This window comes from Streptomyces sp. KM273126, from assembly GCF_004337435.2.
Taxonomy (GTDB): domain Bacteria; phylum Actinomycetota; class Actinomycetes; order Streptomycetales; family Streptomycetaceae; genus Streptomyces; species Streptomyces acidicola.
The window spans coordinates 4,298,086-4,323,376 of sequence record NZ_SJXB02000001.1; the positions used below are offsets into that span (position 1 = coordinate 4,298,086).

The 25,291-nt window shown below is 68.9% G+C and carries 18 protein-coding genes and 1 pseudogene; 14 read left to right on the plus strand and 5 right to left on the minus strand.

What is annotated here, in order from left to right; genetic code table 11:
- Nucleotides 1-242: 242 nt before the first annotated feature.
- The 5 genes from E0500_RS18510 to E0500_RS18530 all read left to right on the plus strand — a co-directional run bounded on the left by E0500_RS18510 (nucleotide 243) and on the right by E0500_RS18530 (nucleotide 7,270).
- Complete coding sequence (locus E0500_RS18510; RefSeq protein ID WP_131568622.1) at nucleotides 243-1,925, plus strand: Tat pathway signal sequence domain protein; 1,683 nt, start codon at nucleotides 243-245, stop codon at nucleotides 1,923-1,925.
- A gap of 26 nt (nucleotides 1,926-1,951) precedes the next feature.
- Nucleotides 1,952-3,043 carry a sugar ABC transporter permease gene (locus E0500_RS18515; RefSeq protein ID WP_131568624.1) on the plus strand — a complete coding sequence of 364 codons (1,092 nt, stop codon included), beginning with the start codon at nucleotides 1,952-1,954 and terminating at the stop codon, nucleotides 3,041-3,043.
- Nucleotides 3,040-4,002, plus strand: a complete 963-nt coding sequence (locus E0500_RS18520; RefSeq protein ID WP_131568626.1) for a carbohydrate ABC transporter permease — start codon at nucleotides 3,040-3,042, stop codon at nucleotides 4,000-4,002. Before E0500_RS18515 ends, E0500_RS18520 begins: the two co-directional genes overlap by 4 nt.
- Before the next feature lie 354 nt (nucleotides 4,003-4,356).
- On the plus strand, nucleotides 4,357-6,372 hold the full coding sequence (locus E0500_RS18525; RefSeq protein WP_131568628.1) for a beta-galactosidase: 2,016 nt from the start codon (nucleotides 4,357-4,359) through the stop codon (nucleotides 6,370-6,372).
- 160 nt (nucleotides 6,373-6,532) lie between these two features.
- Nucleotides 6,533-7,270: a GH12 family glycosyl hydrolase domain-containing protein gene (locus E0500_RS18530; protein ID WP_131568630.1), complete on the plus strand. Its 738-nt coding sequence runs from the start codon at nucleotides 6,533-6,535 to the stop codon at nucleotides 7,268-7,270.
- Between the two features lie 194 nt (nucleotides 7,271-7,464).
- Here E0500_RS18530 and E0500_RS18535 read toward each other — a convergent pair.
- Together E0500_RS18535 and E0500_RS18540 are read right to left on the minus strand one after the other, a co-directional pair.
- Nucleotides 7,465-7,647, minus strand: a pseudogene (locus E0500_RS18535) (site-specific integrase); the annotation flags it as partial.
- 195 nt (nucleotides 7,648-7,842) lie between these two features.
- Complete coding sequence (locus E0500_RS18540; RefSeq protein WP_220140543.1) at nucleotides 7,843-9,183, minus strand: tetratricopeptide repeat protein; 1,341 nt, start codon at nucleotides 9,181-9,183, stop codon at nucleotides 7,843-7,845.
- Between the two features lie 200 nt (nucleotides 9,184-9,383).
- On the opposite strand from E0500_RS18540, the gene E0500_RS43905 reads away from it, so the two are divergent.
- The 3 genes from E0500_RS43905 (at nucleotide 9,384) to E0500_RS18555 (ending at nucleotide 12,247) form a co-directional block, all read left to right on the plus strand.
- Nucleotides 9,384-9,668 (plus strand): hypothetical protein, encoded by a 285-nt coding sequence (locus E0500_RS43905; protein ID WP_258572841.1) that lies wholly within the window; start codon nucleotides 9,384-9,386, stop codon nucleotides 9,666-9,668.
- Between the two features lie 363 nt (nucleotides 9,669-10,031).
- Nucleotides 10,032-11,504, plus strand: a complete 1,473-nt coding sequence (locus tag E0500_RS18550) for an asparagine synthase-related protein (RefSeq protein ID WP_181587044.1) — start codon at nucleotides 10,032-10,034, stop codon at nucleotides 11,502-11,504.
- Between the two features lie 26 nt (nucleotides 11,505-11,530).
- On the plus strand, nucleotides 11,531-12,247 hold the full coding sequence (locus tag E0500_RS18555) for a class I SAM-dependent methyltransferase (RefSeq protein ID WP_131568632.1): 717 nt from the start codon (nucleotides 11,531-11,533) through the stop codon (nucleotides 12,245-12,247).
- Nucleotides 12,248-12,937: 690 nt separating this feature from the next.
- On the opposite strand, the gene E0500_RS18560 is transcribed toward E0500_RS18555, so the two are convergent.
- Together E0500_RS18560 and E0500_RS18565 are read right to left on the minus strand one after the other, a co-directional pair.
- Nucleotides 12,938-14,314, minus strand: coding sequence for an IS1380 family transposase (locus tag E0500_RS18560; protein WP_181586818.1), 1,377 nt, complete (start codon nucleotides 14,312-14,314; stop codon nucleotides 12,938-12,940).
- A 150-nt stretch (nucleotides 14,315-14,464) separates the two neighbouring features.
- Nucleotides 14,465-14,890: a GNAT family N-acetyltransferase gene (locus tag E0500_RS18565; RefSeq protein WP_258573369.1), complete on the minus strand. Its 426-nt coding sequence runs from the start codon at nucleotides 14,888-14,890 to the stop codon at nucleotides 14,465-14,467.
- A gap of 191 nt (nucleotides 14,891-15,081) precedes the next feature.
- Between E0500_RS18565 and E0500_RS18570 the strand changes: the two genes are divergently transcribed.
- Nucleotides 15,082-15,852, plus strand: coding sequence for a transposase (locus E0500_RS18570; RefSeq protein ID WP_131565330.1), 771 nt, complete (start codon nucleotides 15,082-15,084; stop codon nucleotides 15,850-15,852).
- A 253-nt stretch (nucleotides 15,853-16,105) separates the two neighbouring features.
- Here E0500_RS18570 and E0500_RS18575 read toward each other — a convergent pair whose 3' ends face one another.
- A complete protein-coding gene (locus E0500_RS18575; RefSeq protein WP_131565336.1) occupies nucleotides 16,106-18,241 on the minus strand; it encodes a glycoside hydrolase family 36 protein in 2,136 nt (711 codons plus the stop codon).
- A gap of 157 nt (nucleotides 18,242-18,398) precedes the next feature.
- On the opposite strand from E0500_RS18575, the gene E0500_RS18580 reads away from it, so the two are divergent.
- From E0500_RS18580 to E0500_RS18600, 5 genes are all read left to right on the plus strand, one after another.
- Entirely contained in the window at nucleotides 18,399-19,436 is a 1,038-nt protein-coding gene (locus E0500_RS18580) for a LacI family DNA-binding transcriptional regulator (RefSeq protein ID WP_165935055.1), read from the plus strand.
- 70 nt (nucleotides 19,437-19,506) lie between these two features.
- Nucleotides 19,507-20,838, plus strand: a complete 1,332-nt coding sequence (locus tag E0500_RS18585; RefSeq protein WP_131565326.1) for an ABC transporter substrate-binding protein — start codon at nucleotides 19,507-19,509, stop codon at nucleotides 20,836-20,838.
- Between the two features lie 34 nt (nucleotides 20,839-20,872).
- Nucleotides 20,873-21,805 carry a carbohydrate ABC transporter permease gene (locus E0500_RS18590; protein WP_131565324.1) on the plus strand — a complete coding sequence of 311 codons (933 nt, stop codon included), beginning with the start codon at nucleotides 20,873-20,875 and terminating at the stop codon, nucleotides 21,803-21,805.
- Nucleotides 21,802-22,647 carry a carbohydrate ABC transporter permease gene (locus tag E0500_RS18595; protein ID WP_131565322.1) on the plus strand — a complete coding sequence of 282 codons (846 nt, stop codon included), beginning with the start codon at nucleotides 21,802-21,804 and terminating at the stop codon, nucleotides 22,645-22,647. Before E0500_RS18590 ends, E0500_RS18595 begins: the two co-directional genes overlap by 4 nt.
- A 100-nt stretch (nucleotides 22,648-22,747) precedes the next feature.
- Nucleotides 22,748-25,216 carry a CBM35 domain-containing protein gene (locus E0500_RS18600; protein ID WP_131565320.1) on the plus strand — a complete coding sequence of 823 codons (2,469 nt, stop codon included), beginning with the start codon at nucleotides 22,748-22,750 and terminating at the stop codon, nucleotides 25,214-25,216.
- The last annotated feature ends 75 nt before the right edge of the window (nucleotides 25,217-25,291 follow it).

Genomic DNA, 25,291 nt, shown 5'->3' on the forward strand with positions numbered 1-25,291 from the left:
TGATCGCTCCGCTCCCTTACACCTCCGAGGAATTGTGGAATCGACTCTTGTGCACCCCCACGGGTTCACTTAACCTCGCAGCAACATCGAAGCGCTTCGACTGCGGAGGATGCGCCTCGCGTGCTCACACCCCTCCGACGTTCGCCGCTTCAGCACAGCCAGTTCTACTCAAGACACCGCAGCCGACGGCTTTCTCGCCGTGTGTCCTGGTGTGCGCCATGAAGGCATGAAGGGTTGACGCAATGACGCCGAACTCCGCCACTTCCGCTCCGAGCCGGAGAAGCTTCCTCGCCTCCACGGCGGTCGCCGCAGCCGCGGTGGCCGGAGGCGTGCCGCTGCTGTCCGCCTGCGGCGGCTCGCAGCCGGGCAGCAAGGACGGCACCACCTCGGGGAAGGACGCGGCGAAGATCCTCCCGGCGTACGTGGCCTCGACCGTCGTGGCGCCCGACATCCCGGCGAAGAACGGATCGGCGGCCGGCTTCAGCAAGGCGATCGCCACCGCGGACCTGAAGACCTCGGTGACGAAGAAGCTCGGCAGCGGCGGCAAGCTCAAGATCATGTCCCCGTTCTGGGGGACCCCGCCGAAGGACGACAACCCGTACTACACGGCCATGAACGAAGCCATTGGCGTCGAGGCCACCTGGCAGAACCAGGACGGCGTCACCTACGACGAGAAGCTCGGCGCGGTCCTCGCCTCCAGCGACATCCCCGACGTCGTGGTCGTGCCCGGCTGGAACCTCAACGGCAAGATCCCCGGCGCCATCAACGCCAAGTTCGCCGACCTCGGCCCCTACCTGTCCGGCGACAAGGTCAGGGACTACCCGAACCTCGCCGCCGTCCCCACCGAGGCCTGGCAGCGCGGCATCTTCGGCGGGCAACTCCGTGCGATCCCGTTCCCCGCCCCGTACGTCACCGACATCGCGCCCCTGTACCGCAAGGACCTCTTCGACAAGAAGGGGTACAGCGTCCCGACGAGCCCCGACGACTTCCTGTCCTGGGCGAAGGAGGCCACCGACGCCAGGTCGAAGCTCTGGGCCTGCGACGACATGAAGTGGACGGCGTTCAACGTCTTCGGCGTCCTGTCGGGCAGCGACAAGGCGCTGTGGTGGAACATGGACGGCGGCAAGCTCGTCAACCGCATCGAGACCGAGGAGTACCTCGAAGCCCTGGAGTGGACGCGCAAGCTCTACGCGGCCAAGGTGGTGCACCCGGACGCGGTCTCCGGCAAGGCGGGCGGCAACCCGGGCAACCGCCTCACCGCCGGACAGGTGCTGGTCTACAGCCAGAACATCTCCGACTGGTGGGGCAAGACGGCCGAACAGCGCACCCAGAACCCGGACTTCGAGATCGCCGCGTTCGACATCTTCGGCCCCGACGGCGGCGACCCGAAGCTGTGGGCCGTCCAGCCCGCCAACATCTTCACCTTCATCAGCAAGAAGGCGTCCGAGCAGCAGATCAAGGACTTCCTCGCCGTCTGCAACTTCTGTGCCGCGCCGTACGGCACCAAGGAGTTCATGCTCACCGCCTACGGCGTCGAGGGCACGGACTACGAGACCGAGAAGGGCCTGCCGGTCAAGACCACCCAGGGCGTCAACGAGGTCAACGGCGCCTTCGACTACACCGGCAACCCCGCCCCGTACATCGCCTACCCCGACTTCCCCGACGTCACCAAGGGCATGGTCGAGTGGCAGCAGCGCATGGGCGCCTTCACCACGAAGTCCTCCTTCTTCGGACTGACCGTCACCGAGCCGAACCGCTGGGCCAACCTCGCCGACAGCTTCGAGCAGCTCGAGGACGACGTCGTGCGCGGCCGCAAGAAGATCAGCGATGTGCAGCAGGCCGTCTCCGACTGGAAGAGCAAGGGCGGCGACGAACTCCGCGACTGGTACAAGAAGCTGCTCGACGACACCGGTTCGGCGAACTGATCCGGGGCCGAGGCAAGGAGAAGGCCGTGTCCCGCAGCACGGTGCCTCGGTCCGCGGCCGAGGCGGAGACCCCCGCGAAGACTCCGGCGGGGTCCGGCGGAGCCGCCGGACCCCGGTCCCGGTTCCAGTCCTGGTTCCGGTTCCGGTTCCGGTTCCGGTCCCGGGACAGGAAACGCTCGGGAAAGTCGGGAAAGCTGAGCCTCCGGCTCAGATTCAGGCGCGACCGCACGCTGCTCCTGATGGTGCTGCCGGCGGTGCTGCTGATCCTGGTCTTCAACTACATACCGATCCTCGGCAATGTGGTCGCCTTCCAGGAGTACGACCCGTACCTCAGCGAGAACGGCTTCGTCGCCATCTTCCAGAGCCCCTGGGTGGGCTTCGAGCAGTTCGAGCGGATCTTCGCGGACTCGGGCTTCTGGCACGCGGTGCAGAACACGTTCGTGCTGTTCTTCCTGCAACTGGTGCTGTTCTTCCCGGTCCCCATCCTGCTCGCGCTGCTCATCAACAGCGTGGTCAGGCCCCGGGTCCGGGCGTTCGCCCAGGCGGTCATGTACCTGCCGCACTTCTTCTCCTGGGTCCTCGTCGTCACCGTGTTCATGCAGATCTTCGGCGGCGCGGGCATCATCGCGCAGACCCTCCGCCGGCACGGCTACGAGGGCTTCGACCTGATGACCAACCCGGAGATCTTCAAGTACCTGGTCACGGTCGAGACCATCTGGAAGGACGCGGGCTGGGGCATCATCGTCTTCCTCGCCGCGCTGTCGTCCGTCTCCAACGACCTGTACGAGGCTGCCGCCATGGACGGCGCCGGCCGCTGGCGGCGCATGTGGCACATCACGCTGCCCGCCCTGCGCCCGGTGATCGCCCTCCTGCTGGTGCTGCGCGTCGGCGACGCCCTCACCGTCGGGTTCGAGCAACTGCTGCTGCAACGGCAGGCCGTGGGCGTCGACGCCTCCGACGTCCTCGACACCTATGTGTGGTGGAACGGCATCCGCAACCAGGACTTCAGTTACGCGGCCGCCGCGGGCCTCATCAAGGGCGTGGTCGGCCTGGCACTGGTGCTGACCGCCAACAAGGTCGCCCATCTCATGGGTGAGCAGGGGGTGTACAAGAAGTGACCGCCGTCCTCGACCAGCCGGCCGGCGAGCAGCCGGCACAGTCCGCTCCGAAGAAGCCGAGCCCTTGGGCCGCACCGCCCCGCCCCGTCTGGGAGGAGGAGCCGTCCAGGGCCGGCCTGGCGAGCAAGGGCCTCGTCCTCGGCATCGCCTGCCTGGCGATCCTCTTCCCCCTGTGGGTCGTCATCGTCACCAGCCTCCAGTCGAAGAAGACCATCGACGAGGCCGGCGGTCTGGTGGTCGTCCCCAAGGGCATCACCTTCGTCGCCTACCAGGAACTCCTCAGCGGCGGCCAGGTGCAGAGGGCCGCTCTTGTCAGCATCGGCGTGACGGTCGTCGGCACGCTGTTCAGCATGGCCGTGTCGGTGCTGAGCGCGTACGGCCTCTCCCGCAGCGGCTCGCTCGGCCACCGCTGGATCCTGATGACGCTGCTCGCGACCATGTTCTTCGGCGCGGGCCTGATCCCGACCTATCTGCTGGTGCAGGCCCTGGGTCTCACCGACACCTACCTGGCGCTGATCCTCCCGAGCGCAGTGAGCGTCTTCAACATCCTGGTCCTGCGCTCGTTCTTCATGGGCATCTCCCAGGAGCTGATCGACAGCGCCCGCATCGACGGCGCCGGCGACTGGCGCATCCTGTGGAAGATCGTCATGCCGCTCTCGCGCGCCGTCCTCGCGGTGATCGCCCTCTTCTACGCGGTGGGCTACTGGAGCGCCTGGTTCAACGCGTCGATCTACCTCACCGACCAGGACATGATGCCGCTGCAGAACGTCATGATCCAGCTCGTCCAGAAGCAGGAACGCCCGGTGGGCCTGACCGCCCAGATCAACACCGGACAGCTCTCCCCGCTCGCCATCCAAATGGCGGTCATGGTGATGGCCCTGCTCCCCGTCGCCGTCCTCTCGCCCTTCGTCCAGAAGCACTTCAAGAAGGGCATGCTCACCGGCGGGGTCAAGGGCTGACACCCCGGCCGCGCCCCCGGAACTCCGCTGTGTCCGGCCGTGCCCGTCACCCGGCCGGACACGGCGGAACCCAACGGGGACGCTCCGCTGGGTGCACTCCGGATGTGGCTGCCCCGTCCGGGACGCGGGCCGTGCCGGTATACGGCTCCGCCGTGTGGGAGCGACCAGCCACACGAGCCGCAACCGCACGATTCACCGCACCGAACCGAGCTGCTCGCGAGCAGTTCAAGCCGCACACACAGCATCGCCCGCCGGAGCGCCGCGGCCCGCCCCGCCGCTCCCTCCCCGTGGAACGAGGTATGTCATGCGCCCCACCCGGCCGAGCCGCGGCATCGCGTACGGGGAGCTCGCCCCATGACCCCCGGCAGCAATGCGCAGGACGCGGCCCGAGCGCGGACCCCGAGGCCGGGACTCTCCGCCGCCACCCGCGGCCGCATCCTCTTCGGCGGCGACTACAACCCCGAACAGTGGCCCGAGGAGATCTGGCACGAGGACGTACGCCTCATGAAGGAGGCCGGCGTCAACTCCGTCACGCTCGGCGTCTTCTCCTGGGCGAAGCTCGAACCACGCCCGGGCGCACGCGAGTTCGGCTGGCTGGACACGGTCATGGACCTGATGCACGCGGGCGGCATCGGCGTCGTCCTCGCCACCCCGACCTCCTCGCCCCCACCGTGGATGGGCCGCCTCCACCCCGAGACGCTCCCGCGCGACGAGAACGGGCAGACCGAGTGGTGGGGCTCCCGCCAGCACTTCTCCCACTCCAGCGCCACCTACCGCCGTTGCGCCGCCGCCATCACCGAGGACCTCGCCGCCCGCTACGGCAGCCACCCCGCCCTCACCATGTGGCACATCAACAACGAGTACTGCACCTACGACTGGGGCGACGAGGCGGCCACCGCCTTCCGCCGCTGGCTCCAGGACAGGTACGGCACCCTCGACGCCCTCAACGAGGCCTGGGGCACGGCGTTCTGGGGTCAGGGATACGACGGCTGGCACGAGATCCTGCCGCCGCGCCGGGCCCACTACATGAAGAACCCCACCCACGTCCTGGACTTCAGGCGCTTCACGAGCGACATGCTCCTGGAGTGTTACGTCATCGAGCGCGACATCGTCCGCCGGCACACCCCGCACATCCCGGTCACCACCAACTTCATGCCGATGTGGGTGGGCCAGGACGCGTGGCGGTGGGCCGAGGAGGAGGACGTCGTCTCCGTGGACCTCTACCCGGACCCGCGCGATCCGTTCGGCGCGCAGGACGGCGCCCTGGTCCAGGACATGACCCGCTCCCAGGCGGGCGGCGGGCCGTGGATGCTCATGGAACAGGCCGCCGGCGCCGTCAACTGGCGCGGCGTCAACCACCCCAAGCCGCCCGGCCTCAACCGCCTCTGGTCCTTCCAGGCCGTCGCCCGCGGCGCCGACGCCGTCTGCTACTTCCAGTGGCGGCAGTCCCGCCAGGGCGCCGAGAAGTTCCACTCCGGGATGGTCGGCCACGCGGGGGAGCAGGGCCGTACGTTCCAGGAGGTCAAGCGGATAGGCGCCGAACTGGCCCTGATCGGCGGAGAGATGACGGGGCATCACATTACCTCCGACATCGCCCTCCTCCACGACTGGAACTCCTGGTGGGCCGTCGCCCAGGACGGCCGGCTCTCGTCCGAGGTCGACTACCCGCAGGTCGTGCGGGCCTGGCACCGCGCCCTGTGGGAGGCCCACCTCACCACCGCGTTCGCCCACCCCGAGCACGACCTGTCCGCGTACCGGCTCGTCGTCGTACCGCAGCTCTACCTGCTGGGCGACGCCGCGATCGAGAACCTCCTCGCCTACGTACACGGCGGCGGCACCCTCGTATGCGGCTTCCTGACCGGAGTGGCCGACGAGGACGACCGGGTACGGCCCGGCGGCATGGACGCGCGGCTGCGGGAGCTGTTCGGCATCCGCACGCTGCACGAGTGGTGGCCGCTCGACGCGGGGGAGCACGCCGAGTGCGAGGGCTTCCACGGCACCCTGTGGTCCGAGGAACTCCAGGCTGCGGACGCGGACGTGGTCGCCCGCTACAAGGGCGGCGAGCTGGACGGGCTGCCGGCCGTCCTGCGCAAGGGCCGCGCCTGGTACGTGTCCACGTTGCCCGAACCCGCCGCGCTGCGCGACCTGCTGGCGGGCGTGGCGGACGGCGCGGGCGTACGGCCGGTGCTCGACGGGCTGCCCGAGCGGGTGGAGGCGATCCGCCGCGGCGACCTTCTCTTCGTGCTCAACCACGGGTGCGACGAGATCACGGTCGACGTGCCGGGCACCCACCGCGACCTGCTGACCGGGTCGACGGTCACCGGCTCGCTGGTCCTCGGCCGGTACGGCGTGGCGGTGCTGAAGCCATGAACGCGCCCCCCGAGGCACCACCGCTTCCTCCGGCATCCACCGCTTCCTCCGGCGCCGGGCAACTCGGTCCCGCCGCCGGAGAAGACCACGTCCTCACCTGAGGCGTGGTGATCCCCCCGCAATTCTCTCCGCAATTCCCCCCACCCATGGAAGGGACACCATGGCAAAGAGCGCACAGAACACGAGCACACAGAGCACACTGCGCAAGATCACCATGGCGGTGCTGGCCCCGGCGATGGCCGTCGGCGCCACCGTCGGTCTCGCCTCCGCCCCCGCCTCGGCCGCCATCTGGAACTCCTGCGACCAGTGGGGCAACACGAACCTGAACGGCTACACGCTCTACAACAACATCTGGGGCTCCGGCGCCGGCAGCCAGTGCGTCTGGGCCAACTCCGGCACCAACTGGGGCGTCTGGGCCGACCACCCCAACACCGGCGGCATCAAGTCCTACCCCAACTCCAAGAAGGTGATCAACAAGCCGATCACCTCGATCGCCTCGCTCACCAGCAGCTACAACGTCACCGTCCCGTCCTCGGGCGCGTACAACACCTCGTACGACATCTGGGACACGGACTACGACTACGAGATCATGCTCTGGGTCAACTACAACGGCGCCGTCGGCCCGCTCGGCAGCCCGCAGGGTTCGGCCACCCTCGGCGGCCACACCTGGAACGTCTACAAGGGCAACAACGGCTCCAACGAGGTGTTCTCGTTCCTGCGCACCTCGGACTCCAGCTCCGGCACCGTCAACATCCTCCCGATCCTCAAGTGGATCAAGGACACCAAGGGCTGGTTCGGCAACGAGACCATCGGTGACGTCCAGTTCGGCTACGAGATCACCTCGTCGTCCGGCGGCCTGGACTTCACCACGAACAACCTGACCGTCAGCAGCAGCTGAGCGAGGGCCCGGGCCGGTGCCGTACCCCACGCGGCGCTGGTCCGGGCCGTCGAAGTCCACCTGTTCTGCGAGGAACCCCCGGGTGTTCAGGTCTGGGAGGAATCGCGGTCGATGACGTTGTCGGCGATGACGCCCGCGGCCAGGATGACCTGGTCGCGGGCGGCCTACCGGGCGATGCTGAAGCTGGCCCGGTCGGTGCCGCACTGGCAGGTGGTGCGCGGGCGGTCGAGGAAGGTGCGTACGTCCTTGGCGGCGAGCCGCGGGGCCTTCTTGTCGCCGAGGTCGGGGATGCGGGGGATGCGGACGCAGGTGGCGTAGCGGGTGTGGGTGTTCTCGCGGAGCCGGTGGACGGCGATGCTGCCGAACCAGTACGTGAGGTCGCGCGGGGCGCGTCCCGAGTCGCCCAGGTCATTACCCGCAGGCCAGGCCGGAGCAGCGCAGATACCGTGACGGCACGAAGAGGCGTGGTCGAGGCGAGCCGGGCTACTGGAAGCACACATGGCGGGTGATCTCTCGGCGCACCCGCCGTCGTGGTTGGCTTTCTGTGGCTGGGCTTGAAGCTGCGACGGGGGTCAGGTGACCAGCGACGGTGGTGCGAGCGTCCGTGCTCGGTCGTACAGGTCGCGGGCCGTCGCGTTCTTCAGATGAGGGCGCAAGAGACCGAACATTGCCTTCACGCGTTCGTCGGCGCGGTCGGACTGCACCTTGGGGTAGTCGTCGAGGGCCTGGTGCCAGGTGACGCAGGCCGCTTCCAGGTGGCCGAGTTCCAACTGCCGCTCTGCCAACAGGCCACGACGGTGTACGCGTGTGCGCTGGTACACGCTGGGGCGGAGCCGGTCCGCTTGCTGCATGGCGTCGACGGCTCCGGCCTTGTCACCGAGTTCGTAACGTACCTGGCTGACGTGGTAGTTGAGCGAAGAGGGGTCATACGAGCCGAATGCCTTGCCGCGTGACTCGGCACGGTCCATGGCCGCCTCGGCCTCCCGGATGTAGCGCAGCGCGCCCGTACGGTCGCCGGTCTGCGCGGCGGCGTGCGCCTGCTGGCCGACGAGGAAGGCCAGCATCCGAGGGCCTGCTTTCGGGGAGGCGGCGGCAGCGGCGTCGGCCAGCTCCATGGCCTTAGCCCCGTGACGGAGGTCAACTGCCTGGACACTCATGCCTCGCAGGGTGGTGCAGTATGTCAGGTGGTCTTCGGCAGCGCCCGCCAGTTCCAGGGCCTTGACGTAGTAGCGCTGCGCGAGACCGTGCAGCCCTTCGTCCACCGCCATGTAGCCGGTCAGGTAGAGCAGGTCCGAGGCGGCGGACAGCATCGCCTTGCGTACGTCCTCGGGTGCGTCGGCGCGCAGGTAGGAGGCCACGGTGTTGACCATGAACGAGGCCGCCATGGGACGTGCGTGACGGCCGCCGAACTCATCGTCCAGCTCGGAGACACGCTCGGTCATGGCGACGACCATGTTCACTTCGTTCATGCCGATGCGTGCTGTGCGGCCGGACTGGACGGCATCTGCACGCCCAACCACATCAGGCCAGCCGGGAATGGCGACGGCCACGGAGAACAGGCCGACCCCCAGGACGCTGCGGCGGGACGGGTCCATATCCAGCCTCCCCAGGTCGATCACCCCTTCCACGGTATCCGCAGCCGCGGATGAGCGATCGCGTGGAACGGGCAGCCCGGCTTCGGCATGGGTGACGGGGCGGCCGAGGCGGCGGGAGAGGGCTTCGAGGATGCATGCGCGCACCGCACCGCGGGGGACGGTGCCGCCGAGCCAGTGGCTCACCGCCGACTCGTCGTAACGCAAGGGCGTGCTGGTCTCCGTTCCAACGCGATTCACCGCCCGCGCGAACTGGCGATGAGTCCAACGGCTTTCGGAGAGCAGGCGACCGAGCGCCACGTTCGGTTCACGCTTGGCCATGCCCTCAACTCCCCGTGCTCTTGCGAGCTTTCAAGGCTTTCAAGTCCTGGTGCTGCGGCAACGGTACCGCTGAGCGTGGTCGTGCGGTTGCGTAGAGACAGCAGGGAACGGCGAGACCTCGCCGCAACCGTCGTCTGAGGGGCTGAGGGATGAGAAGTGACGCGCGGGCCCGTCTGGCCCGGATGACTGAGGAGCGGGGCATGGACGGGGTGTTGAGGATCGACACCTACGGGGGCGCGGACCTGCCGCCGAGTTCGAATCGGTTCTCGCCGTGTCGCTGCCCGCAGCACTGCCCAACGCCGTCGCAGGACGGGGCAGCGAGGCTGAGCGCCGCGGTACGCGAGGTCAACGAGCGCGGTCGCGGAGAGCGACTGAGGCGGTTAGCCGCTGTCGTCGGCTGCTACGCCGGGCCGCTCCTGATCATCACCATCTCGGGATCGGTCGGCTTCGTCCTGGGCGTGGCCGCCGCATCCACACCCACCTGACTCCTCTCCGTCACGAATGCAGGCTCCCCACCTGTGACGAGGGAGGGCCCGCCGTCGGAAGCGGTGGGCACCCCGTCCGGCTGCCTTCTTCGCAAGGGTCCGGCAGCCGGACGGGTCCAACTCCGCAGCATCCGCCGCGGAGTCCACTGAAAACCGTAAGGGAGAAAGCGATGAACGTGGACGAGCTGTTCACCGGCGACCTGATCATCGGCGTCCCGGCCGTCGAGGCCGCGCTGCTCGACAAGATGCCGGGCGGTGGCGACAACAACGGCGACCACTGCAGCAAGTGATCGAGGTCTGACGCCAGGCGGGGTGGGGCTGCTCGCGGCCCCGCCCCGCCGCACGACATTGGAAGGGGACGACATGCTGTCGATGCGTCTGCGCCTGGCTGATCTCCAGCAGCCCAAGTGGACACCACGGGGCGGCCGTTGGATCAACGGTGGGAGCTGGATCGAGCCCGCGAACGTGTCCGCGTTGATCATGGAGGTCCACGACGACCAGGCGTCGCGCGTGCGGGTCCGGGTGCAGGAGTGCAAGCGGGACGGGGCCGACTTCGTCGAACTCGTCATGGAGCCGGGCGAAGTCCGTGTGTCAGCGGGTGTCTTCGGTACAGCTCCGCTCTACCTGACAGAGAGGGGCGGCGCACTGCATGCCTCGTGGGACCTGACGCTGCTGCGGCCGCATCTACGGGCCGATCGCCTGGTGCCGCGCGTCGTCGCCCGAACGCTGACGAGACAGCACCGCTACACGTCCGAGACGCTGTTCGAAGACGTCTACCGCCTCACGGAACGGGCATCGGCCACGTTCAGCCCCTCGGGGCTCAGCATCCGCTACGCGGAGCAGGCCGAACACGTACTTGAGCCCCGCACGCTGCGGCCCGGCGTTGATCCACTCGCGGCTCTGGACGGGTTGCTGGCCGACGTGATTCGCCAGGCGCCGTCGGCAACCGGGTGCGTGGGCGTCGAGTTGTCCGGCGGCGCGGACTCCGGGAACGTCGCCCTGGCCGTGAAGGGGGCACGCTTCCCCGAGATGCACAGCTTCGGCCTGCTGATGGGAGGAAGCACCGGCAGGCAACAGAGTGAGCGGCGCTGGGCCCTTGTGGAGCACTGCGGCTTCCGGGACACGGCCACCACCGCCATGCAGCACCCACCCTTCTGCCCCGGAGGCGTGCGCGCCCTGCGCAAGCCGCACGATCCGGCGGGAGCCTTCTACCAGGAGGCATTCGATGTCGTACGCGAGCAGGCAGCCGCCCAGCGGTGCGAGATCATGTTCACGGGCAGCGGCGGAGACGAGATCAACGCATACCACTCCAGGACGCGGGCCGAACTGCCGATGCCTGAACCCGTACCGTGGCTCGGAGCCAAGGCGGCCCGTGCGCTCGCCGAGGTGAACGAGCATCTGGCGCCCATCCCGATACTGCCCGTACCGACCCTGATGGCGTTCGGGATGCACAACCCTGGATTCCTCCGGGCCGGAATCTGGCCGGTGAGCCCGCTCGTGCACCCTCGGATCGTGCGGTTCATGGAGCAGCTACCGCACGAACACAAGTGCGGCAAAGCGCTGTTCCGCGAACGGATCAGACGGGCCGGGCTGCCCGAGTGGGTGGCCGCGCCGGCCGAACCGGAAAACTTCCTGGCCGTTCTGGAAAAGGGCCTGCGGGCCTACGGTTTGCCCGTACTGGACGACATGCTGAAGGAGTCCATCCTGGTGGACCTCGGCTACGTTGACGGGAAGGCGCTCGCCGAGGCGCGGAGGGACGCCGACGCTGCCTCGGTCGTTCCCGATCTGCTGTGCGATGTGCTCGCCCTGGAGGTCGGACTGCGAAGCCTCATGTGACCAGCCCCAACACGGAAGCCGAGCACGTGGAAGACACAAACCTCCTCTACCGCGATCCGGCACTTTACGACGTGGTGCAGTCCGACAGCACGAGCGCCGGGATGTGCCAGACCCTGATCGAGCTGCACAGGCCGGACGCCCGGACCCTGGTCGACTTCGGATGCGGTACCGGGCGGGACCTGGAGATCCTGGGCAAGCGCTTCGAGTGCATCGGCGTGGACCTCCAGCGCGGCCTGGTCGACTACGCCCACCAGGCCCGGCCGGAGCTGGACATCCGCCCCGGCGACATGCGCACCGTACGACTCGGCAAACGCATGGACGTAGTGACCTGCATGGGTAACAGCCTCGCCTACGTGTACGACAACAACGAGATCGGCCAGGTCTTCGCCACCTTCGCGGCCCACGCCCGGGCGGGCGCGCTGCTCGTGCTGTGCTCCCCCGTCGCCCCGATCACCCGGACCGAGCCGACCACTGCCACGGTGGACACCCCGAGGGGACCCGCCACCGTCACCATCCGCCACACGTGGGACCTGCGGACCCAGATCAACACCATGCATCGGCACTGGGCGCTCCCTTCGGGCGACGAGGCGCGAGACGTGATCCGCAGGCGCGTCCTGTTCCCCCGTGAGCTGGAACGCTACGCGGAGGGTGCTGGCTTCGAGGTCCTGGACATGAGCGACGGCACAGGTGGAGGGCTCACCGGCCCAACCGTGTACACGGTGGCCCGAGAAACTCTGCGGTGACCGGCGGGGGCGAGACAAGGCACCAGTGCCAGCCGCCCGACTCCTGACGGCAGTAGTGACGGCAACACCCACGGATTCCCCCGCACAACCACGGACACCAGCGGAACGCAATTCACGCGCTGACCTGCGAAGAAGCAGGTAGTGAGGAGGCGCGTAGCACACGTACTGTGTGCTGGCGGGTTCGACTCCGGTCCTCGTGCACAACGCAGGTGTACGCGGTCCGAAGGATCCCGTGAGTTTCGGGAGTAACTAAACCGGACGCGTCGACAGATTCGATATCGGTGGCACGATGGACTTTGAGATCAACGTCTATCACAGGGGTAAGGAATTCGGGATTTTCGGTAGTGACGGATGGTCCTCAAAGCGCGGAAAGAGTACTGACGTCGATGTCCCACGGGGTGTCTATAACAACCTGAAGGCACTGGCGGTGGGTGAATTGAGGAGAGGCGGTTGCATTGGTCCCAAGGGTGCAGAGGGCGTCAAGGGTGACAATTGGAAGCGTTCACGCATCACCGGTGGCGGCTGCTAACCTCGAAGTTTCGTGACGGTCCGCCGACGGAGTCGGTGGACCGTTTTCGTGCCGTGGGCTGAGGCGGTGCAGGCCGAAGGCCCGAGTGTCGCCTCGGGATGGCGCCGGATTCCACTGCTCCGGGTGTTGGGGTGCTGTCGAAGGGACGGGGAATCTGCTGGTCAGCCAGGGTCGGGCAGTTGGGTGAGCAGGTCGAGGGCTGCGGTGATGTGACCGGTCCAGGGCCAGTGCCGGGCCAGGCGGAGGGTTCGCCGACGGCCGGTGGTCACGAGCTGTCCGGCCGCGGTGAACAGGCGGAGCCGTAGCCGGCGGGGCTCCCAGAGCCTGGCCTTGCCGGTCAGGGCGAGCGTCGACATCCAGGCCAGCAGGTCGAGAGCGATCTGCACGATCTCCAGCCAGATCCGGTTCTGGGCCGTGCGGTGCAGGGGCAGGTTGCGCAGGCCGCTGGCCCGGGCGGCGCGGATGCGGTCCTCGGCCCGGGCCCGCAGCCGGTGACGGAGCTCGAGCCCGGCGATCGGCCGGCCCGAGGTGTTGGTGGCGAAACAGGTCAGCCGCATGCCGTCCGCATCCGTGAGCCGCAACTGGGCCCCGGGGTGCGGTCGTTCCTTTCTGACGATCAGCCGCATACCCTCCGGCCAGCCGTCCAGAACGTCGCCGGTGAGTTCAGCGATCCAGGCGCCGTCGCGGATCCCGCCGTCCGCCTCGACGGCCGCCGTCCAGGCCGATGCCGGAACCTTCAGCACATGCTGGTGGATCGCCTCGGTGATCACCATGCCGACCGAGTAGGACAGCCACCGTCCCCGCTGAGCGAGCCAGGCGACGAAGTCGTGGGTGCCGCCCGCGGAGTCGGTGCGGATCAGGGTCCGGCGCCCGCGCCGGTACTTCTTCGGCAGCTGGGCCAAGGCCAGTTGAGCGGCGGTGATGTGATCGGTGGCCGTGTTCGATCCCGCGTTGCCCGGTCTGAGCAGGGCTGCGACCGGTTCACCCGTGCCGCCCGGTCCGTGGTCGACGAACCCCATCAGCGGGTGGTGGCCGTAGGTTCGCTTCCACGTGGGTGCGGCGTCCTCCTTGTCCGAGTGCGCGATCACCAGCACCCCGTCGAGGTCCACGGTCACCGTCCCGCCCGCATCAGGCGCTTCCCGGTCGGCCAACCGCCAGACACGTCGGCGGACTTCAGCCCGCGCGGCACGGATGGCCCGCAGGGCCTTCTCCCCGGAGGCTGCAAGGGCGTCGATGAGGCGGGAGACCGTCGGATCGGAGGCCACCGGCCCGAACACGGCCGGCTCGGCCCGCAGCATGGCGACATCCGCGAGGCAGTCGCCGCCCAGCGCAACCGCCAGGGCCACGTCCAGCAGGACCTTGCCCGGGTCGTGCACCGCCCGAGCCTTCCGCCACGGCGTCAGCGCTGCTGATATCGCGGTGTCCAGGCCGGCCTTGCGGACGGTCTCGACCAGCAGCACGCCCCCGGCCTGCGAGACCACCGCCCGGCCGCCGCCCTCGATGCGGACACGCGGGTACGACCCGATACGCTTCTTCACCTGGAGAGTGCTTCTTTCCCTGCAGCCAACAGGACCCTAGACAAGTCCCATCGTTGCAGGTCAGGAGCACTCTCCACTTATTTGATCAAGCCTCGGACACTCCACCTCGTGAAAGCGCGAGGCTAAGGGCTGTCCCATAACTGCCCCTCGTCACTGGGTAGTGACGTGTAGCTCTCGGCTGTGCCAGATGAACCGTGTGCCGTCCTTGCTGCGCGTCTGCTTGCCGGGGGTGAACCCTGCCCGCTGCGCGACTGCGGCCGATGCGGGATTCTCTGGCTCCACCTGGATCACCGCCTCCTCTCCGCCCTCATTCGCCGCGTACTGGGACGCCAAGAGGACCGCGCGGGTAGCCAGACCACGTCCCCTCCAGGACGGATAGAGGCCGTACGCGATGTTCACCTGACCGGGAGCCAGCCCCTCTCCCGCGAACCGCAAGTCGACCGTCCCCGCGAGCACCTCGTCGGCGCCCACCCGTATGCCGAAAGCGCGGAGCGGCCCGGCAGTCTCCCACTGTTCCTGGCAATGCCGGAAGTACGCTTCGACGCCCTCACGTGTCCCGGGGCGCCGTTGAGCCAGCGAACGAGCAGCTCATCCTCCCCCGCGAGGTGCGCCTCCACATCGCCCAGGCGCAGCGGGGACAGAGTGATGATCCCGTCGGACAGCTTCACTTCATGCATTCGGCGATTCTCGACGCCGGAGCCGTGCCACACCATCCGATTCCGCCGGACATCGCGCGGAGACGCTCCGTCACAGGAGATGATCTTGGTGTGGCTGGTGTGATCACGGCGTCGGAGCCGTCCTGGATAGCCCCGTTCACCGGGCTGAGCCCGCGGCAGTTCAGCAAGCTGCTGACCGCACTGCGACGCGAAGGCGCGGACGCGGTCCGCAGGGGGCGACCGTGGAGCCTGCCGCTGGAGGACCGGGTTCTGCTGGTCGCCGCGTACTGGCGGACGAACTTGACTCTGAGGCAGCTGGCGCCGCTGTTCGGGGTATCGAAGTCGGCCGCCGGCCGCATCATCGACCACCTTGCACCGTCGCTCGCACTCCAGGCGCGCAAGAGGTTTCGCAGGGGCACTGTGCTGATCGTGGACGGCACCTTGGTCCCCACCCGTGACCACAACGTCGCCGAGCAGTCCAAGAACTATCGGTACTCCACGAATCACCAGGTCGTCATTGACGCAGACACTCGGCTCGTCGTCGCTGTCGGCCGGCCGTTGCCCGGCAACCGCAACGGCTGCAAGGCGTGGGAGCTGTCCGGTGCCAAGGCCGCCGTCGGCAAGGCCGTGGTGATCGCGAACGGCGGCTACCGGGCCACCGGCCTGGTCATCCCGCACCGCCGCGAGCCCGGTCAGACCGAGCTCCCGGACTGGAAAGAGGAACACAACGCCTCCCACCGCAAGGTCCGCGCCCGCGTCGAGCACGTCTTCGCCCGCATGAAGAGCTGGAAGATCCTGCGTGACTTCCGCCTGAAAGGCGACGGCGTCCACCACGCCGTGCTCGGCATCGATCGCCTGCACAACCTCGCCCTCGCCGGGTGACCAAGGAACGAGCCGGTCAGCAGTGTCCGAGATCATTTACGGGACAGTCCTTAGATCCGCAGAAGTACTTGCAGGTTCTCCCGCAGCTTTCCGGTGCCCTTCCCCCTGGGGCGGCGGAGTTTGCTGCGAATCCCGATCACTACAACTTCCGAGGTTCTCGGTGTGTCAAGGATCTGGAATTGAGCAAGGCGGCTCTCGTTGACCTGGACGGGAGACGGGCCGGCGCCCGCCCCCACGCCAGTAGTGCCCTCGCTCAGGGGGCCCCTGTGTCGAGACGGATCAGCAGCGCGGTGGGCGTGCGCGGCAGTGACACCCGCAGGCCGTCCCCGTCCCAGACCGCCGAGCCGGCGACCGGAGCCGACGGGTGCAGGATCTCCGTGCGGACCGTACGGCCCTCCCCGCTCGCCAAGTGCCCGAGCCGAAGCCGCACTTCGCTCTGCTGCCCTTCGCTGTCCCCGTCACGGCGCCACACCGACACGTACGACGGCCCGCCCGGTACCCGCATCCCCAGCGCCAGCCACTCGTCCGTCCACCCGGGCAGACCGAGCGGCCAGAACGGCACGGCACGCGCGAGGTCGGCGCGGATCGCCTTGTACGTCTCCACCGCGTCCCGTACCAGCCCGAGTTGGTGCTCCGACATGCGGTTCAGGTGGCCGGACAGGTGGACTCGGCCGAGCAGTGCCCCGCCGAGGGTGAAGGTGATCAGATCGTCGTCGTACTCGGGCTGCGGGTACGCCCAGACGGCGCCCTGCTCGGGCGGGACCGCGGTCGGCGCGGCGGCGGCGATCGGCGGGAGGCGCAGCGGGTCCTGCTGGTCGCTGGTGGACTGGAGCTGGGTGACGGCCAGGGTGGCGCCGTCCATGCGCATGCCACCGGAGGCGCAGTTCTCGATGACCAGCCCGGGGTACCGGTCCAGGACGCCGGACAGCCAGTCCAGGTAGGCGTGGGCGTGGCCGAGCAGGCCGGAGCCGGGGGAGGCGTCCCCGGGGGCACACGTGCCGGGGTCGACCACGATGTTGTAGTCCAGCTTGAGATAGCCCACGCCCCAGTCCCCGACGATCCGGTCCACCGTCTTGTCGAGGTGCGCGCGGGCGGCCGGGTGCCGCAGGTCGAGCTGGTGGCGGCCCTGCTCGGCCAAGCGCACGCCGTCGCGCTGGAAGAAGGCATCCGGGGGGAGAGCCGACGCGATCGGGCTGCGGACGCCGACGACCTCCGGCTCCAGCCACAGCCCGGGCACCATGCCGCGCTCGCGGATCCGGTCCAGGACCGCCCGCAGGCCGCCGTCGGGGAAGCGGCGCGGCGAGGGCAGCCACTCGCCGACGCTGTCCCACCAGCCCTCGGTGTCGTCGTCGTACCAGCCGGAGTCGATGCAGAAGTACTCCGCTCCGGCGTCGGCGGCCGCGTCGATCAGCGGCAGCAGCTTCTCGGTCGTCGGGTCGCCCATGAGGGTGTTCATGTAGTCGTTGAAGACGACAGGGAGTGCGGTGTGGTCCGGGTGAGGGCGGCGCACGGCACGGCGGTACGAGGTCAGGGCACCCATCGCGTCGTCGAGGCCGGAGCCCAGGGCCAGCGCCGCCGGGGCCGTCGTGAACTCCTCGCCCGGAACGAGCCGGACGCGCCACTGGTGTTCCGCGTCCGTGGGGCCGTTCAGCGCCAGATACGTACCGTGGGCGCGTTCGCCCAGGTCCCAGCGCCAGCCGGCCGGGGACTCGATCTGCCACAGCCAGGTCCGGCCGCCGTCCCGCTCCGTCAGCGCCCCCATCGGCAGATGGCCGTCGGTGGGCCAGCTGCCGCGGCCGGTGAGGACGAGGGCGGCGCGGCTGTCGTGCTGGTGGGCGTCCACGTGGATGTCGGCGACCGAGTCGCGCAGTGGTTCCGTGTACCAACGGCACTCGGCGAGCCAGTCGTTGCGGGCCCGGTGCACGTCGAGTGCGCCGGGGGAGGGCAGACCGCCGAGCAGCAGGCTGCTGACGGACTGGAGGACGAGGGGCTGTGTTCCCTCGTTGCGGAGCCGGACACGCGAGCGGAGCACCGGCAGCCCCGTGGGGGAGGACAGTTCGACGAACGCTGTCAATCCCGTTACCGGATCCTGGAGTTCGACGGTGAGCCACTCCCAGCCCGCTCCGCTGCCGCTGTCGTGACCCCGGTACGCGAGCCGTGTGCCGAAGGCCGTGCCGGTGAAGCGCGGCCCTGACCAGCCGCTGCCGTGGCCCAGGGCGGTCAACTCGACCAATGGCAGCGCGGTTTCGGGGTCCACGGTGTCACCAGGGTCACCGGAACTTCCCAGCCGGACCAGCCGCAGGGTTCCGTCGTCGGCCGTGGCGAACTCGGCGTCCAGGGCCGCGTGTCCCCAAGAGAACGCTCTGTGCGAGGAGTTGGGGCCACTCATCGTCGCCTCTGCCGTGTCGGTCAAGGTGCTTCCCCCTCCTGAGCCGTCCCATCCGTACGCCGCCCACACGCCGGACTGCCGGACTGTCGGACGCGCTCGCGTGAATCCCTCGTTACGGTCTCTTGACGGCCCATGTGTGACCGGTCACAATCCTGGCATGAATGTGACCGGTCACACAAGGCGCCCGGCGAGCATCAGGGACGTCGCGACCGCCGCCGGGGTCTCCTACCAGACCGTCTCCCGGGTGATCAACGGCCATCCCAGCGTCAAGCCGTCCACCCGCGAACGGGTGCTCGCCGCCATCGACGAACTGGGCTTCAGGCGCAACGCCACCGCGCTCGCCCTGGCCAGCGGACGCAGCAGGGCCGTGACCGTACTCACCGCCAACACCACCCACTACGGCTACGCCTCGATCCTCCGGGGCGTCGAGGAGGCCGCCCGTGCCGCGTCGTACGCGGTGGGCATCGGCGTCCTCGAATCGGCGGAGGAACCCGCCGTCGCCGCCGAGGTGCAGCGGGCCGCCGACGCGGGCGGCGGACTGATCGTGATCGCCTACGATCCGGCCGGTGTACGGGCCCTGGGTGCCGTCCCCGCCGAGCTGCCGGTCGTCGGCGTCGTCGAGACCCCTGCGAGCCCACCCGGCGGCGACCGCCCCTGGGTGTGGACCGACGACCGCGAGGCCGCTCACGAGGCGACCCGCCATCTGCTCTCCCTCGGCCACGAGACCGTGCACTACGTCGCCATCCCGTCCAGCACTCGCCGCACCAGCGCCCGTACCACGGGCTGGCGGCAGGCGCTGAAGGAGGCCGGAGCGCCGGAACCCCGCCCCGTGCAGGGGAGTTGGGGTCCGGCGGGCGGTCACGCCGCGGGTCTGAGACTCGCGAAGGACCCGGCCGTCACCGCGATCCTGTGCGGCAACGACGACCTCGCGCTCGGAGTGCTCCGCGCCCTGCACGAGGCCGGCCGGTCCGTGCCCGGAGAGGTGAGCGTGGCCGGGTTCGACGACGCCCCGCACTCCGCCTACCTCACCCCGTCCCTGACGACCGTACGCCTGGACTTCACCGGCCTCGGTCGGGCCGCCTTCGCCCTGCTGCACGGCGTGTTGGAGGAGTCTGCCCAGATCGCCCCGCACCCCGTCTCCGTACCGGAACTGGTGGTGCGGGAGAGCTCGGGGCCGCCGTCGGCCAGGGCCTGACCCTCCCCGCACGAGCACAGCTGTTGCGAATCCTGCCCTGCCCTGAACCACCGTTCTCGAAAGGCGCGCGATGAAGACAAGAGCCCTCCCCACCCTGGCCCTCCTCTGCGCCGTTGGCCTGGCCGCCACCGCGTGCAGCGACCCCACCGCGGGCGACTCCGGCAGCAACGGCTCGGACACGAAGCAGACGGCGGTCGACCCGACGGCCCGCCTCGACGGCGTGAAGCTGACCATGTGGACCGCACAGAACACGGTCAACGCGCCCAAGCAGGTCATCGACGCCTTCGAGAAGGCCACCGGCGCCACGGTGGAGACCCAGGCCATCCCGGACCTCTACGAGCAGAACGTGCCGACCAAGCTGGCCTCCGGCGACCGGCCCGACCTGATGTTCTGGCAGCCGTCCATCTCCACGCTGCCCTTCATCCAGCCGCAGCAGAACATCCTCACCCTCGACGGGGAGCCGTGGGTGTCGAAGCTCGGCGACACCGAGAAGTCGCTCGGCGTCATCGACGGCAAGCGGTACGCGGCCGTCGTCACCAGCCCCGCCATGCTCGGCGTCTACTACAACAAGGACGTCTTCCAGCAGGCCGGACTCACCGAGAAGGACTTCCCGAAGTCGTACGACGAACTGCTGGCGCTGGGCCACAAGGTCGTCGACGAGACCGACGCGGCCGCGTTCTACGAGGCCGGCGGCGACAAGTGGCCCCTGCAGTGGCAGATGCAGGTCCAGCTCACCGACCTCGCCAACTCGTGGTGGGCCGACCTGAACGAGAACAAGGAGAAGTGGACCGACCCGGTCGTCGTCGACGCCGTCAAGAAGTACAAGGACAAGCTCCTCGACGCCGGGCTCGCCCAGAAGAACTACCGGACCGGCACCTTCACCGGGCAGGCCGACGCCCTGTGGAAGGGCGAGGCAGGCATGGTCCTCAACGTCACCTCCTTCCAGAGCCAGTTGCAGGCCAAGTACTCCACCGCCGAGATCGACCAGAGGATCGGCTGGTTCCCGATCGCCAACTCCTCGGCCACCGGCATGTACTCGCCCGACCAGACCAACGGTGTCGTCGCCTTCAAGACCGGTGACGACAAGCGGCAGAACGCGGCCCGCCAGTTCCTCGCCTTCTGGCTCGGCCCCGACTACCCCGACTACATCAAGGCGATGAAGATCCCGTCCGTGCAGCCGTCCGTGCCGGCCCCCGACGGCCTCCCGCAGACGTCCAAGGCGCAGATCGCGGCCCTGCCCGACGCCATCGGGGTCTTCCAGGCCAAGGCGATCGTCGCCCCCGACACGCACCTCTACCTCGCCGACATGATCTTCGGCAAGAAGAACCCGCAGCAGGTGGCGCAGGCGATCCAGGACCAGTTCGCGCAGGTGGCCAAGGCCCAGGGCGCGCCGGGCTTCTAGACGACCAAGACGACCACGGGGCGGGGACAAACCGATGGCGGACACAGCCATACGCACGCGACGTACGCGCAAACAGGTGCCCGTGGAGGGCACACGGAAGAGAGTCGGACGGCTGCCGCGCGCCGCCGTGCATCACCCCTGGTGGTTCGCGCTCCCCGCGATCGTCGTCTTCGCGGGCTTCTTCCTGGTGCCGAACCTGCTCAACTTCTACTACCCGTTCACCAACTGGTCCTCGTACCACCCGGACATCGCCTTCACCGGCCTTGACAACTTCAGGACCATCGCCGAGGACGGATCGCTGCTGCGCGCGATCCGCACGACCCTGCTGTACGCCCTGCTGGCGGCGCTGTTCCAGAACGGCTTCGGGCTGGTGCTCGCGCTGCTGCTGGAGGACGACAGCCGGTTCAACCGGTTCTTCCGGGCGGTCTTCTTCCTGCCGGTGCTGATCTCGGCGCTCGCGACCGGCTATGTCTTCCAGGCCCTGCTCGACCAGGACGGCGCCGTCAACTCCGTCCTCGGCACGGACGTTCCCTGGCTGGGCTCGACGACCTGGACACTCGTCCTGGTCACCCTCGTCCACGGCTGGAAGTGGATGGGCCTGTCCATGCTGATCTATCTCGCCGGGCTCAAGGGCATCCCCGGCGAGATGCTGGAGGCCGCGAAGTGCGACGGCGCCGGGCCCTGGCGGACCTTCTGGTCGGTGCGCCGGCCGATGCTCGCGCCGGCCGTCACCTTCAACGTCACCACCGCGCTGATCGGCTCGATGAACACCTTCGACATCGTGCAGGCCACCACGGGCGGCGGCCCCGCGGCCTCCACGGAGGTCTTCAACATCTACATGTTCCGGATCTTCGGACAGGGCCTGTACGCGCAGGCCTCCGCGATGAGCCTCGTCCTGTTCCTGGTGGTCGTCGCTGTCGCGATCCCGCTGGTGGTCGGCCTGAGGCGAAGGGAGCAGATGCTGTGAGCACCGTCACTGCAGGCCCGTCTGTCGCCTGGCGGTACGGCCGCCCCGCCCTCGTCCTCCTCCTCGCCGCTCTCGCCGTCGGCGTACCGCTGTGGCTGGTCATCGTCACCTCGGCCAAGCCGCAGGCCGAGGCCATCAAGCCCAACCTGGACCTGCCGGGGCGGTGGCAGCCCGGCAGCAACTACGAGAACGCCGTCAGCCAGGGCGAGATGCTGCGCGGGTTCCTCAACTCGCTGCTCGTCGTGGTGCCCTCGGTGGTCCTCGTGCTGATCCTCGGCGCGGGCGCCGCCTGGGTGTTCGCGCGCAGGAAGTCGAAGCTGGTGTCGGCCGCGTACGCGCTGTGCATCAGCGGACTGCTGCTGCCGCCCGCCGTCATCACCATCGTGATGGAGTTGCGACAGCTGGGCCTGGCGAACACCCGGCCCGGAATGATCGCCGTCTACACCGGCATGTATCTGTCGACGTCGATCTTCTTCATGACCGGCTTCATCCGCGCCATCCCCGTGGAACTGGAGGAGGCGGCACGGATCGACGGGGCGAAGCCGTCACGGATCTTCGTACGGATCGTCCTGCCACTGCTCAGGCCGGTCATCGCCACCGCGACGATCATGGTCATGCTCTACGCCTGGAGCGACATCTTCTACGCCTTCTTCGTCCTCGGCGGCGGCGAGCGGGCCACCCTCCCGCTGAACCTCTACCAGGTCGCCAGCGCCCAGCTCTACCTCAACAACTGGCATCTCGTCTTCGCGTACGTCGTGGTGATGAGCCTGCCCATGGTCGCCGTGTTCCTCGTCGGCCAGCGAAAGATCGTGTCCGGAATCACCAGTGGAGCCGTCAAGTGACTGGAGGACCAGCAGAGTGATCACCCCCACCCGCACGCGAGCCCGCACGAGATCCCGTATCAGAACCACCTTGGTCACCGCCGTACTTGGAGTCACCGCAATGGCAGGCACCCTCCCCGCTGCCGGTCCCGCGGCAGCCGCCGCCGATCCGCAGCGCCTCACCGTCGACCTCTCCGCATCCGAGGGCCCGGTGATGCTCGGCGCGAACGGAGCTCTCTACGGCCTCAGCGACGACGGGGTGCCCAGCGACGCGGCCCTGGAGCCCCTGAAGGTCACCAGCATCTCGCAGAAACCGGAGGGCGGCGCCCAGCACCCCAACGGCGACGCGCTCACCGTCTCGAAGTCGTTCTTCCGCAACGGCGGCGGCGAGATCAACGTGATGATGCAGGACATCTACGCCAAGTGGCCCTACGAGGACCTCGGTATCGACGACTACCTCCCCAAGGTCGACAGGATCGTCAAGGAGGTAGCGGCCGACCCGAACAGCGACCGCTTCGTCTATATCCCGTTCAACGAGCCCGACCAGATCTGGTACAACCTCGGCGTCTCCGACCAGGCGCAGTACGAGGTGAACCGCGACCGGTTCTTCAAGGACTGGAAGACGGTGTACCAGCGCATCCGCGCGATCGACCCCGACGCGAGGATCGCCGGCCCCAACGAGGCCGCGTACCACACCCGCCTGCTGAAGGACTTCCTCGCCTTCGCCAAGCGCGAGAACGTCCTGCCACAGGTGATGACCTGGCACGAGCTGGGCTCCGGCTCCCTGCGGGACTTCCAGGCGCACTACGACAACTACCGCGCCCTGGAGCGGGAAGCGGGCATAGCCCCGCTGAAGATCAACATCGACGAGTACGCCAACCGCCGCGACCTGTCCGTGCCCGGACAACTCGTGCAGTGGGTCTCGATGTTCGAGCGGAACAAGGTGTACGCCAACGCGGCCTACTGGGACGCGGCCGGCAACCTCAGCGGCCACGTCGTACGGTCGAACATCCCCAACGGCGGCTGGTGGTTCTTCCGCTGGTACGCCGGGCTGACCGGCGACACCGTCAGGGTGACCCCGCCGCAGGCCAACACCATCGACACCCTCCAGGGTCTCGCCTCCCTCGACACCTCGCGCCGCCAGGCCCAGGTCCTGCTCGGCGGCTCCGGCGGCGACAGCGACGTCGTGGTCGAGAACGTCTCCCGGTCCCTCTTCGGCCGTACGGTCACCGCGACCGTCGCCGAGGCCGCCTGGTCCGGCTACGAGGGCCAGCACGCCGCGCCCCGCGTCCTCGCCCGTACGAAGGTCCAGGTCGCGGACGACGGCACGGTGACCGTCCCGCTGCGCGGCATGCACAAGATGTCCGCGTACCGCGTCGTCCTCACGCCCGGCGGCTCCGGAACCCCGGCCGCCGCCTCCGTCCCCTGGTCGGCGTCGTACGAGGCCGAGGACGCGGCCATCACCGGCGGCCAGGTCTACACCCAGGGCACGGTCAGCAACGCCAACGGCTACGCGGCCTCCGGGACGAAGGACGTCGGCTCCCTCAACACCACCGCCAGCAAGGTCGACTTCACCGTGACGGTGCCCAGGGCCGGGACGTACGACCTGGCGATCCTGTACGGCAACCAGTCCGGCGCACCCGCCACCCAGAAGCTGTCCGTCGACGGCGGCGACCCGGTCACGGTCACCTACCCCTCCACCGAGAACTGGACCTACCGCGCCAAGAACGACGTCCGCGTGGAGCTGCCGACCGGCACCCATGTGCTGACGCTGGCCAAGGGCGACGCCGAGGTCACCCTCGACCGCGTCGACCTGACCGCCCGCACCGGCGCGCCGTCCGCCTCGTACGAGGCCACGCTCGCCGACATCAGCGGGAAGCCCGCGTACGACTACTCCTCCTCCGCCGGGACCGGCACGGGCGCCCTCGTCCTGGCTGACGGCGACAAGGCGGTCTTCGACGTCTACGCACCGCGCGACGGCTACTACACGGTGGTGCCGCAGGCCTCGGCGGCCGTGAAGCTGGGCCTGCACGGAGAGACGGTCACGGCGGCGCCCGGCCGGCCCCTGCGGCTCTATCTCGTCGCGGGCAACAACCGTGTGGCCGTGACCGCCGAGCGGGCAGCCGTCCGCTCCCTCGACGTCTCGGGCGACGGTTCGAACTCCGGCACGCTCTCGTACGAGGGCGCCGCGGCCACCCTCGCGGGCGGGACCAGGCTCGTCGACTCCGCCCACGCCTCCGCGGGTTCCTACATCGGATGGCTCGGCAACAGCGCCGCCAGCACCGCCGCGTTCACCGTGGACGCGCCCAGTTCCGGACGCTACGTGCTGGTCGTCCACTACGCGCAGAACGACCGGCGCGACAACGGCCACGCCTACAACACGGACATCATGTCCCGCACGGCGGACATCACGGTCGGCACCGCCGCCCCGCGGAAGGTCACCTTCAAGAACACCTGGAGCTGGGACGACTACTGGACGGTGGGCGTCCCGGTCGACCTGAAGAAGGGCGCCAACAAGGTGACGTTCGGGAACGCGGGCGCGTGGGCGCCGAACATCGACCGGATCGAACTGGGCCGGGTCGTCGGCTAGGCCCCGGGACCGCGGACGGCCTCGGCCACCGGGACCCACCGGTGGCCGAGGCCGTGCGGTCGGGGCCGGTCGGCC